General features: G+C 44.3%; 9 protein-coding genes and 1 tRNA gene. 3 read left to right on the top strand and 7 right to left on the bottom strand.

Annotated features, from left to right (window positions below; genetic code table 11):
- Positions 1-177 precede the first annotated feature (177 nt).
- Complete coding sequence (locus NBH03_RS15690) at positions 178-3,936, bottom strand: phosphoribosylformylglycinamidine synthase (protein ID WP_250800124.1); 3,759 nt, start codon at positions 3,934-3,936, stop codon at positions 178-180.
- Positions 3,937-4,128: 192 nt separating this feature from the next.
- Between NBH03_RS15690 and NBH03_RS15685 the strand changes: the two genes are divergently transcribed.
- Together NBH03_RS15685 and NBH03_RS15680 are read left to right on the top strand one after the other, a co-directional pair.
- Positions 4,129-4,314 (top strand): hypothetical protein, encoded by a 186-nt coding sequence (locus NBH03_RS15685; protein WP_015515393.1) that lies wholly within the window; start codon positions 4,129-4,131, stop codon positions 4,312-4,314.
- Positions 4,315-4,475: 161 nt separating this feature from the next.
- Positions 4,476-5,303, top strand: a complete 828-nt coding sequence (locus tag NBH03_RS15680) for a 4Fe-4S binding protein (RefSeq protein ID WP_250800123.1) — start codon at positions 4,476-4,478, stop codon at positions 5,301-5,303.
- Between the two features lie 2 nt (positions 5,304-5,305).
- On the opposite strand, the gene NBH03_RS15675 is transcribed toward NBH03_RS15680, so the two are convergent.
- On the bottom strand, positions 5,306-5,452 hold the full coding sequence (locus tag NBH03_RS15675) for a hypothetical protein (protein WP_250800122.1): 147 nt from the start codon (positions 5,450-5,452) through the stop codon (positions 5,306-5,308).
- Between the two features lie 332 nt (positions 5,453-5,784).
- Between NBH03_RS15675 and NBH03_RS15670 the strand changes: the two genes are divergently transcribed.
- Positions 5,785-6,672, top strand: a complete 888-nt coding sequence (locus tag NBH03_RS15670) for a LysR family transcriptional regulator (RefSeq protein WP_250800121.1) — start codon at positions 5,785-5,787, stop codon at positions 6,670-6,672.
- A 222-nt stretch (positions 6,673-6,894) separates the two neighbouring features.
- On the opposite strand, the gene NBH03_RS15665 is transcribed toward NBH03_RS15670, so the two are convergent.
- The 5 genes from NBH03_RS15665 to NBH03_RS15645 all read right to left on the bottom strand — a co-directional run bounded on the left by NBH03_RS15665 (position 6,895) and on the right by NBH03_RS15645 (position 11,446).
- A complete protein-coding gene (locus NBH03_RS15665) occupies positions 6,895-7,215 on the bottom strand; it encodes a DUF1292 domain-containing protein (RefSeq protein ID WP_015515390.1) in 321 nt (106 codons plus the stop codon).
- A 128-nt stretch (positions 7,216-7,343) separates the two neighbouring features.
- On the bottom strand, positions 7,344-9,344 hold the full coding sequence (locus tag NBH03_RS15660) for an ATP-dependent helicase (RefSeq protein ID WP_250800120.1): 2,001 nt from the start codon (positions 9,342-9,344) through the stop codon (positions 7,344-7,346).
- 8 nt (positions 9,345-9,352) lie between these two features.
- Entirely contained in the window at positions 9,353-10,813 is a 1,461-nt protein-coding gene (gene gltX, locus NBH03_RS15655) for a glutamate--tRNA ligase (protein WP_250800119.1), read from the bottom strand.
- A gap of 192 nt (positions 10,814-11,005) precedes the next feature.
- Positions 11,006-11,239: a holin gene (locus tag NBH03_RS15650; RefSeq protein WP_250800118.1), complete on the bottom strand. Its 234-nt coding sequence runs from the start codon at positions 11,237-11,239 to the stop codon at positions 11,006-11,008.
- Between the two features lie 122 nt (positions 11,240-11,361).
- A tRNA-Leu gene (locus NBH03_RS15645) sits at positions 11,362-11,446 on the bottom strand.
- Between the last annotated feature and the right edge of the window lie 274 nt (positions 11,447-11,720).

Genomic DNA, 11,720 nt, shown 5'->3' with positions numbered 1-11,720 from the left:
GCTTCCTTCAGATTCTACCTTACGATAGACACCCTTGCTGTTCAGCTATACACTTCCTTGTCGCCTAGGCGTGTTCGGGACTTTCACCCGTTAGAGCGCGCCCATGGCGCGCAAACTAAAAATCCCCCGTACTCACGATCATGAGTACGGGGCACTGCCATTATCTCTATTTTACTTTTATTTAAAATATGCCACACCGGATTCAAAAATCTTCTGGTCCGGATTACCGTAAATATTTCTGGCAACGGCTTCACCGATTCGCTCAGAATGTCCCATCTTGCCAAGGATACGTCCGTCAGGGCTTGTGATACCTTCAATAGCCGCGTAGGAAGCATTCGGGTTGAAATCCTCATCCATGGTTGGATTGCCATCCAAATCAACATACTGGGTTGCCACACAGCCTGCTGCAAAGAGCTTCTTGATCCATTCATCACTGGCTACGAAACGGCCTTCACCATGGGAAATCGGGATTGCATAGACTTCACCAGGTACCGCACCTGCCAGCCATGGGGATTTATTAGAGACAACCTTTGTATAAGCCACCTTTGAAATATGACGGCCAATGTTGTTGGTTGTCAGTGTCGGGGAATCCGGCTGCTGCGGTGTAATTTCGCCGTAAGGCACCAGACCAAGTTTGATCAGTGCCTGGAAACCATTACAGATACCAAGAGCCAAACCATCTCTCTCGTTGAGCAGCTTCATAACAGCCTCTTTCAGTTTTTCATTTCTGAAAGCCGTAGCAATGAATTTACCGGAACCGTCCGGTTCATCACCGGCTGAGAAACCGCCTGGGAACATAATAATCTGTGCATCGCTGATACCTTTGACAAAGGCATCGACAGATTCACGGATACCGTCTGCACTTAAGTTTCTGAATACCTGTGTCTGAACTTTTGCACCGGCTTTTTCAAAGGCTTTCATGGAATCGTATTCGCAGTTTGTACCCGGGAATACAGGGATAAATACCTTTGGTTGTGCAATCTTGTGGTTGCAGATTACAATGCTGCCCTCTTTATAAATCGGTGTCTCAATCTTCTTCTGCTCAACACCTGAACGTGTTGGGAAGACTTTTTCAAGGGTGCCTGTCCATGCTTTCAGTGCCTCATCCATTGTCACAACAGTGTCACCGTATGTGAACTGTGCATCATCTGTCACTTCACCGATCAGTGTATAAGCCACATTGACTTTATCAAGAGCATCCGCCGGTACTTCTGCGATCATGCATCCATATTCACCTGTCTTAAACAAATCTTCTGCTTTCACAGTGCTGTCAATCTTAGCGCCCAGCTTGTTGCCGAAAGCCATTTTGGATACAGCTGCTGCAACGCCGCCAAAACCGAGTGTATAAGCGGAGATGACAACTTTATCCTGAATCAGCTGATGAACCGCTGTGTAAAGAGCTTTTGCCTGTTCGTAATCCGGCATATCATAAGCATCTCTTGCAATATCAAACTTCACAATCTTATTGCCGCTCTTCTTGAATTCCGGTGTAATAATATCCTGCTGTTTTGCCACATCCACTGCAAAGGAAACAAGGGTTGCCGGTACATGGATATCATTGAAGGAACCGGACATGGAGTCCTTACCGCCGATGGATGGCAGTCCGAAACCGATCTGTGCTGTGTATGCACCGAGAAGCGCGCTCATCGGCTCGCCCCAGCCCTTTGCATCCTCAGTCATACGTTTGAAGTATTCCTGGAATGTGAAACGAATCTTACTGAAATCACCGCCTGCTGCCACAATCTTAGCAACAGATTCTACAACCGCATAAGCAGCACCGTGATATGGGCTCCAATTGGAAAGATACGGGTTAAAACCATAGCTCATCATAGTGACTGTATCTGTTTTGCCTTTTAATACAGGGAGTTTTGCTACCATGGACTGTGTCGGTGTCAGCTGATATTTGCCGCCGAATGGCATAAATACACTGCCCGCGCCAATGGAAGCATCAAACATTTCCACAAGACCTTTCTGTGAGCAAACATTCAAATCTGCTAGGTCTTTCAGCCATGCTGCTTTCACATCAGCCACATCTGTCTTTTCTTCAAAATAGCTGTCTGCCTTTGAAGCTGTGCCTACGATAACATCTGTTTCCTGATGAGCACCGTTTGTATCAAGGAAAGCTCTGGAAATATTCACGATTTCCTTGCCTCTCCAGTGCATCACAAGACGTGGGTCTTCTGTTACCTCAGCCACGCAGGTTGCCTCAAGATTTTCTTCTTCGGCATAAGCCATAAATTTGTCCACATCCTTCGGATCAATGACAACCGCCATACGCTCCTGGGATTCTGAAATTGCCAGTTCTGTTCCGTCAAGGCCGGCATATTTCTTCGGTACTTTATCTAACTGGATCTGAAGACCTGCTGCCAGCTCGCCGATAGCAACGGATACACCGCCGGCACCAAAGTCGTTGCATTTCTTAATCAGGCGTGAAACTTCCGGACGTCTGAACAGACGCTGAAGCTTTCTCTCTGTCGGCGCATTACCTTTCTGAACTTCCGCACCGCAGGTGTCGATGGACTGGGAGTTATGAGCCTTTGAGGAGCCTGTTGCACCGCCGCAGCCATCACGGCCTGTACGTCCACCCAAGAGAATAATAATATCTCCCGGATCAGAAGTCTCTCTGATAACATTGCTTCTAGGCGCTGCTGCCATCACCGCACCGATTTCCATACGTTTTGCCACATAATCCGGATGATAGATTTCATTAACAAGACCTGTGGCCAGACCAATCTGGTTACCATAGGAGCTGTAGCCGCTGGCTGCACCTGTCACCAGTTTTCTCTGAGGCAGCTTGCCTTCCAGAGTCTTCTCCATTGGTACAGTAGGGTCTGCCGCACCTGTCACACGCATAGCCTGGTAAACATAAGTACGTCCTGACAGTGGGTCACGGATCGCACCGCCAAGGCAGGTTGCCGCACCACCAAAAGGCTCGATTTCTGTCGGATGGTTGTGAGTTTCGTTCTTGAAGTTAATGAGCCATTCTTCTGTCTTTCCATCAATCTCAACCGGTACAATAATGCTGCAGGCATTGATCTCGTCTGTTTCTTCCTGGTCATCTAACTTGCCGTCTTTCTTCAGTTTTCTCATAGCCATCAGGGCAATATCCATCAGGGAAACATATTTATCCTTGCGTCCTGCAAAGATTTCTGCACGATGGGCCTGATACATATCATAAGCAGCCTGCATCGGTGCCTTATAATCACCATCCTCAAATGTGACATTCTTCAATTCAGTCTGGAATGTGGTATGACGGCAATGATCAGACCAATATGTATCCAGCACTCGAATCTCTGTCATAGACGGATCACGACTCTCTTCTGCCGCAAAATGTTCCTGAATAAATCGGAAATCCTTGAATGTCATGGCCAGTCCCAGAGAATCATACAGTGCCTTTAATTCTGCTTCCGGCATATTTCTGAAGCCATCAAAAATCTTCACATCTGCCGGTTCTTCATATTCTGTCACCAGTGTTTCAGGCTTATCTGCATTGTTCTCTCTGGAATCTACAGGGTTGATACAGAAATCTTTGATATGTGCCAGTTCCTCCTCAGAACATGCGCCGGCAATCACATAGGTTGTTGCGGAACGGATCACCGGTTCTTCATTTTCATTCAAAAGCTTGACGCACTGTTCAGCAGAATCGGCTCTCTGATCAAACTGTCCAGGCAATGCCTCAACAGAAAAAGCAGTTTCTCCTTCCTGCATCGGAAATGCTTCTTCATATAATACATCAACCGGAGGCTCTGAAAAAATCGTAATCTTAGCCTCCTCATAAGTTTTGTCGGAAATATTTTCAATGTCATAACGAATGAGTACACGAACACCAGTTACTGTGCGGATACCAAGGTAATCACGAATATTCTCAAACAAATCCTTGGCTGCTACGGCATAAGCCGGTTTCTTCTCCACATATATTCTTCTAACGCTGCTCATAATGACCTCCCTTAATTCGGCATGGTATCTTAATTTACCTTTTTACTATATCACAAATATTTTTATTAATAAAATTAATATATTTAAATTCATTTATGACTTCAGCTAATGAGCAAATCTGCATAAAAACGCACATACTGCTTATCCTATCTATAAAGAGCACTCATTATTTTATAAGGAGATGTAATAATTATGGCAAAAAAATCCATTACCAGGCATAATGAAAAATGCGATCACCTGGATTATCTGAAAACAAGTGCTTCCGACACGGAATGCACCGGCGTTGTTTACACCGGACCCCTGAATGATGTAGAACTGGATAATATTAACGATGTCTATGCCTTTGAGCCGGAACCGGCGAAAAAAAGAGAAGTCTGAGAAAATTTTTATATCCCCAAAAAGCTTTCTATGCTACAATTCTTTTATAGAAAGCTTTTTTATTTAGAGTTTTTTTACAATCATTAATACCGCTATCCGGGTAACCCGTTAAAAACGTAAAGCGTCTTTCATTCTCTTTCATATTCCCTCAGGAGGTTCTTATGCTGAAAAAATATTCTATTCCAATCATTATGTGGCTGGTTTTTGAAAGTATTGCCGTCATTCTCTGGCAGGCACTTGACAATATCTTTTATCTTTTTAATTTTTCATACATAGGCACATCCATTGCCATCGGACTTTTTCTCTTTGCCCGCAAACAGAAATATGCCCGCCATGTCATTCAGTTTGCCGTTGGGCTTTATATGCTGGGCTATCTCGGCTTTCTTCAGCATGAGAACATGCAGATTGAAGGTTTTTGGTATTATCTGTTCCTGGGTGTTTTTGAAGCCGCCACCATCCACTATGCCGTGGCCAAAATCTTTGGCCCATTTATCTTCGGACGAGGCTGGTGCGGCTATGCCTGCTGGACAGCTATGATCCTTGATTTGCTGCCTTTTAAAACACCCGCATCTTCCCGCAAAAAATGGGGATTCATCCGCTATATTGTTTTTGTCGGTTCCCTGATTTTTGTCAGCAGCCTTTTTCTGCTGCATGTCCAAAACATTGAACAAATTATGTGGTACAGTTTTCTCATCGGCAATCTTATATACTATGTTGTTGGCATTGCACTGGCTTTTATCTGCAAAGACAATCGGGCTTTCTGCAAATATATCTGTCCTGTCACCGTCTTTCTGAAGCCGGCCAGCCGTTTTGCCCTTTTCCATATCAAACTGGACCCGGACAAATGTATCAGCTGCAAAAAATGCGAAAAAAACTGCCCGATGAATGTTGAGATTCTCAACATAACCGAGCAGCGTAAAAACCGTTCCGAATGTATTCTTTGTATGCAGTGCGTGGACGAGTGTCCGAAAGGTGCTTTAAAACTGTAGCCTTATTTATGCAATCGCCGTATCACTTTAAACACCACCGTGTTTTCCAGTACCAGCGGTTCATTGTGGGCAAAGAAGACGATGCCGTCCGTAGGTGCCACGATCTGCATGGTGACATCTCCTTCATAAGGATCGATAATTTCCGCCATGACTTCCCCATGCGGATGGTATCATTCGGGCCTTTGAGTCTTCTGAAAATCCCTGCTGCATTGGCTCTTACAGACATCAGTTCATCTTCCTCCAGAACACTGGCAATGTAACCACTATGCCCGTAATACTTGATCAGACCCATTCTGCAAAGAAGATACCCGTTTTTTTCCTCTGTCAATTCCAATTTTTATATCTGCCCTTCGTATTGCCGAAATCATTTGACACGTTCACAGTTATCATTTACTTTCTACGCATTTTATGATATATTTTAATTATTCTTACTAATAAATAAAACAGTTTTTATTTATAATTGCTGTTGACCGGAGGAACTATGGATATCAATTACGAACTTTATAAAGTTTTCTATTATGTTGCCAAAACACTCAGCTTTTCAGACGCTTCCAAGCTCCTGTTTATCTCACAGTCTGCAGTCAGTCAGTCAATCAAGGCACTGGAGAAGAAACTGAATCAGCATCTTTTTATTCGAAGCACCAAACGTGTCAAACTGACGCCGGAAGGCGAGGTTCTCTTCAAGCACATCGAACCTGCCGTGAATCTGATCATGCGCGGTGAGAACCAGATCCTGGATGCTAATGCGCTAAACGGCGGTCAGCTGCGTATCGGTGCCAGCGACACCATCTGCCGTTATTACCTGGTTCCTTATCTTCAGGCTTTCCATGAGCATTTCCCGAATGTCCATATCAAAGTCACGAACGGTACCTCCGGCAAGTGCGTGGATTTTCTTGAAAACGGTCAGGTGGATCTCATTGTTACCAACTATCCGAATCCTCGAATGAATACCGTAGGCAATATCCGCAAAGTCAAGGATTTCAAGGATGTCTTCATTGCCAACAGGAACTTTGAACATCTGAAGAATCATCCTCTGAACTTTGAAGAACTGCTGCAGTATCCGATTCTGATGTTGGACAAGAGCAGTATGACCAGCGAATTTCTTCACAACATCTGCCAACAGCGCCAGTTGGATCTGGTACCCGAAGTCGAACTCAGCAGCAACGATCTGCTGATCGACCTTGCCCGTATCGGCCTTGGCATTGCGTTCATTCCTGACTTCTGCCTGCCTGATAACGACCCTGACCTTTTCAAACTGACCATGTCTGAGGTCTTTCCATCCCGTCAGCTGGTTGTCGGCTACAATGATAAGCTGCCAATATCCGAAGCTGCGAAGTATTTTATTGAAAGTCTGAACGAGGATAAATAATACAACACTAAACAAAGTGTGCGCTTGACGCACACTTTCGCGCGTAAGCGGATAGCACAGCTATATATTCCTCTCCGCGAACTGCGCTTTCTGGCACGCAGTGCCTTTTTATGTAATAGGAAATTCCAACAGAATTTCCTATTACATAAAAAAGCTGCTGCTCTGCGGTTTCCCGTAAAGCAGCAGCTTTATCTATATACGATACGGTTGCATTCACTGCGACTACTCTGCGCCGTTGAATAACTCATTGAACTCCTGTTCATCGAGCATCTCATCGAAGTAATCTGATACAAGCTCAAACTCATCATCGTCCTCGATCGTCTCAAGATTCACCTCATCATCTCCCAGTTCTTCGAACCGATACAGGAAGATCTGTGCATCCTCTTCCACATGGCCTTCGTCATTCATTGGCAGAAGTGCGATATACTCTCTGTTATTCACCGGAAAAACATTCAAAACGATACATTCCAGCTTTCCGCCGTCATCCAGATCAAGTGTCATTGTATCTCTGTCTTTAAACTCAGAGTCTTTTGGTTGTCCCATTTAATTACTTACCTCATTTCATAAAAATGTTCCGCTGTCCGAAAGTCAGAATCTTCTCCTTCTAAACAGTCTGAAAACAATCAATCAGTTCCTTAACTTTATAACATACTTCCTGTATTTTTTCAATACTAAGACTGTATTTTTAACAATTGATTTGCCAGACAAAATTGAATATCCAGTTTCTTTTCCTGTCGTATTTTGTCGAACCGGATAACAATCGCTTTATCCGTCACTTCCTTAATCACACCGGCGCCATATGTCTGATGCTGCACGCGCATACCCGGTTTGACCGCATCTCTGTCCACAAGAATCTCTCCGACAAAACGTGACATCACCATTGGCCGTCCATAACGCTCTTTCAAAAAGAAAATATGCAGTCTGGACTTTGCACGGGTCATAGCCACATAAAACATCCGGCGCTCTTCTTCAATATCTGCATCCAGAAGGGCTTTATGATGCGGCGTCACTGTCTCATTGGCATCCACGATAAAAACAATCTGATACTCCAATCCCTTGGAATGATGCATTGTTGCCAGAGCCACGCCATCCGTCTTCTCTTCGCGCTGTTTTCTGGCCTGCTTTCGCAGTTGTTCTGTATATTCTTCAATATGTCCAAACCATTCCTCATACGTCGCATAATTCCTGGCACTATCCTGAAGTTCATCCAGCAGCTCAATTAAATCCTGTCCGTCCATCTTCCGTTCTTCGGCATACTTCTCAAGAAATTCATCATATCCAATCCCATGCCGTATGTAATTAATGGCTGCAAAGGGCTGCATCTGCGTCAACATATGCACATCATAAGCAAACTTCGACAAACGCTCCTGCATCCATGGCTTATCCTTATACTGCTCCAGCAGCACATCAAAAGCCACCTGACGCTCACCCAACATCTGTCTGCTCACATAACGGTTCGGCCGGTTGATAATCCTCAGATAATGACTTCTGGCCGTACTTCCGAGAGCAATCTGGATATAAGCCATAATATCCTGGGTTACCCAGTGCTGATAGATATTCGGCATGGCATCCTGCATTTTAAATGGAATATTATACTCCATCATCTTCTCTAACAGCATTCTGGCCTGGGTATTGGTTCGAAACAGCACCGCCATCGCATGATACGGAATCCCCTGATCATGGTAATCACGGATCTCACGGATAACCGCCGCATTCTCATCAGCCGGTCCCTTGAAAACACGGATATCCACCGGTTCCTCCTCCGGCCGCACCGCCTGGATCTGCTTGTCAAAACGCTGTTTGTTATTCTTGATCACGCATCCCGCCCCGCGTACGATAGCTGCCTGACTGCGGTAATTGACAGAAAGGAAAACCTTCTTCACATCCGAAAAATCTTTCTCAAAGTTCAGCATGATCTCAGGCCTGGCCCCCCTGAATCCATAAATAGACTGGTCATCATCCCCCACAATAAAAATATTGTTCTGCGGCAATGCCAGCATCCGGATCAGCTTGTACTGCAGCAAGTTAATGTCCTGAAACTCATCGATCAGGATATATTGAAACTTATGCTGCCAGGCTGCAAGAATATCCTTTCGCTGGGTAAAAAGTTCCCAAGTATAAACCAACATGTCCTCAAAATCAATCAGACGGCTGTTCTCCATCCTCTGAACATACTGTTTATAAATATCTCTGAACACGGATGTTGCACAGCTGGTGGCATAATAATGCTCAATATCCATCACGCTTCCTTTAACAAGCCCAATCTCACTGAGCACATCATTGACAAACTCACTGACATTATCCGGTTCTACAGGCATATCTTCAATGATCTCCCGGATCAGCTGCTGTTTCTGCTCCTCACGAATGATATTGGATGCCGTATAGTTATAAGCATGTTTCAGCACCGAAAAGAAAATTGCATGAAAAGTGCCGAAACTCACGGGCATCGTCCTGCCGTCCATCAGAGAAACAAAACGCTGCCGCATTTCATCTGCGGCAGCTTTTGTAAAGGTCACAACCAGTATGCCCGCCGGATGGACACCGGCATGCTCAATCAGCCATTTCACACGATGGGTGATGACCATGGTCTTGCCCGAACCCGGTCCGGCAAGTACCATCATCGGCCCCTTATCATGGCAGACTGCCTGAAGCTGAGACTTATTTAACTCCATAAAGCCTCCTATGCTTCCTGGCTTAATCTGTCGATGGCTGTCTGAATTCTTGCAAGCGATTCTTCCTTGCCAAGTACTTCCATCAGTTCAGTTGCACCACCAGGTGTCATCTGTTTGCCGGATAAAGCCACACGGATCGGCCACATAACAAAACCTACCTTCTTCTCTTTATCCTTTGCATACTGACCCAGCAGTTCAAACAGCGCATCATTGCTGTAGTCTTCCTGTTTCTCCAGTAAAGGCTGCACTTCCTTCAGCACTTCCAGAGAATTCTCAAGATTTGTCTTATTCTTCTTGTGTACGTACATATTGATATCATAATCCGGTACCTGTTCGATGAAATCAATCTGATCCTTGATATCTGCCCAGATCTCGATACGTGTCTTGATCATAGATGCCAGCTTCTCAAAGTTCACATTCCTTGAAACAACTTCCTTCATATGCGGCAGTGCCATCTCATAGAACTTGTCAAAATCCATCTTCTTCAGATACTCACCATTCATCCAGCGAAGTTTTGTCATATCAAAAACAGCCGGGGTCTTGCTCATATGATGATAATCAAATTCCTTCACCAGTTCATCCAGTGTAAAGAATTCATTGTTGTCCTCAGGACTCCATCCGAGAAGTGCCACAAAGTTAATAACCGACTCTGTCAGAAATCCCTGGTCAATAAGATCTTCATAGGAAGCATGACCACTTCTCTTACTGAGCTTCTTGTGTTCCTCATTGGTGATCAGCGGACAATGCACATAAATCGGTACTTCCCATCCGAATGCATCATACAGACGATTGTACTTCGGAGAAGAAGAAAGATATTCATTACCTCTGACAACATGTGTAATGCCCATCAAATGGTCATCCACAACATTCGCAAAGTTGTATGTAGGAAAACCATCGGACTTGATCAGGATCATATCATCCAATTCTGCATTCGGCACGGTGATATCGCCATAAATCTCATCATGGAAAGTAGTTGTGCCTTCAACAGGATTGTTCTGTCTGATAACATAAGGTACACCTGCTGCCAGCTTGGCTTCAACTTCTTCCTTGCTCAGATGCAGACAATGCTTGTCATAGTGAAAAATCTCTTTGCCATTCACGGTTGTATGCAGAGTTGCAAGGCGCTCTTCATCGCAGAAGCAGTAATAAGCTTCACCCTTGTCAATCAGTTTCTTCGCATACTCAAGATAAATGCCCTGCGCCTGTCTCTCACTCTGAACATAAGGGCCTACGCCGCCATCCTTATCCGGGCCTTCATCATGGATCAGACCTGTGCTGGCCAGTGTACGATAAATGATATCTACCGCACCTTCCATCTCTCTCTCCTGGTCTGTATCTTCTATTCTTAATAAAAACTGTCCGCCCTCATGCTTCGCAATCAGATACGCATATAATGCTGTTCTTAAGTTGCCCACATGCATTCTTCCTGTCGGACTTGGAGCAAATCTTGTTCTTACTGTCTTACCCATAACTTCGTCTCTCCTTTATTCACTATGGCCGCCGAAGCGGCCGTTATCTTTTACACGGATGCATCACCGTCATGTAATTTCGGTGAATTTTGCTCGTTGATCCAGCTTATAATATAATATCCTATTCTTCGTCTGTAATCAAGGTCAAATCTCTATGCAAATTGCTATTTTTCACCCATTTATCCTGATGAGTCACTCTCCCTCACAAGGAGCTTCCGGAAGGCCTGCCACTGACGTCAATATACTGACAATTGCTGCCACAATAGCAGAAGACAAAACCATCCGCCAGTCAATAGCTGACAAAACTGTACTGGTTCCCATAACCGCCACTGCTGTCTGCGCCATTGTTTTAACAGCTCGAATGCCAGCATTGACCATCCACTTTCTTGTATTCACAGAATCTTTAAATACACAATTTTTAAACATCCATTTTCCCTCCTGTCATATTATTATGGAAGAAAAATCCGTTGGTTACAAAATAGAACCAATTGTGCACTTTAGCTTACTATTGACGCGAAAAAGCGGCTTCCATATGGAAACCGCTTCTATGCAGTTGACGGGACTTGAACCCGTACCCAGTTAACCCAGACTAGATCCTTAGTCTAGCGCGTATGCCAATTCCGCCACAACTGCGTTTGATATTGCCTAAATAATATAACATATATTTATTTTTTTGTCAAAGGTTTTTTAATAAAAATTTTTTCTATATTTATTCTAACTCAATTGCAAAGTTAAATTCCACCCCTCTGTGGAATTTAATCCTGCAAATCACCCTGCTTTCAAATGTGGAATTTAATCCTGCAAATCACCCTGCTTTCAAATGTGGAATTTAATTCTTCCTATTTTTACTTTATAATTCTTTATATAAACATGGCTCTTCCTCCCAGCATTAAGGAGGCCCTTATGA

Origin of the sequence: Coprococcus intestinalis, from assembly GCF_023656595.1 — a bacterium.
In the GTDB taxonomy this organism is placed as follows: Bacteria; Bacillota; Clostridia; order Lachnospirales; family Lachnospiraceae; genus Coprococcus_A; species Coprococcus_A intestinihominis.
This window is presented reverse-complemented; position numbering and strand designations above follow the sequence as displayed.

Bases quoted from the DNA above. Each gene is read 5' to 3' on its own strand.
- NBH03_RS15685 (WP_015515393.1), top strand. From the start codon at position 4,129: ATGGCAAAAAAATCCATTACCAGGCATAATGAAAAATGCGATCACCTG.
- NBH03_RS15670 (WP_250800121.1), top strand. From the start codon at position 5,785: ATGGATATCAATTACGAACTTTATAAAGTTTTCTATTATGTTGCCAAA.
- NBH03_RS15680 (WP_250800123.1), top strand. From the start codon at position 4,476: ATGCTGAAAAAATATTCTATTCCAATCATTATGTGGCTGGTTTTTGAA.
- NBH03_RS15665 (WP_015515390.1), bottom strand. From the start codon at position 7,215: ATGGGACAACCAAAAGACTCTGAGTTTAAAGACAGAGATACAATGACA.
- NBH03_RS15675 (WP_250800122.1), bottom strand. From the start codon at position 5,452: ATGGCGGAAATTATCGATCCTTATGAAGGAGATGTCACCATGCAGATC.
- NBH03_RS15650 (WP_250800118.1), bottom strand. From the start codon at position 11,239: ATGTTTAAAAATTGTGTATTTAAAGATTCTGTGAATACAAGAAAGTGG.
- gltX (WP_250800119.1), bottom strand. From the start codon at position 10,813: ATGGGTAAGACAGTAAGAACAAGATTTGCTCCAAGTCCGACAGGAAGA.
- NBH03_RS15690 (WP_250800124.1), bottom strand. From the start codon at position 3,936: ATGAGCAGCGTTAGAAGAATATATGTGGAGAAGAAACCGGCTTATGCC.
- NBH03_RS15660 (WP_250800120.1), bottom strand. From the start codon at position 9,344: ATGGAGTTAAATAAGTCTCAGCTTCAGGCAGTCTGCCATGATAAGGGG.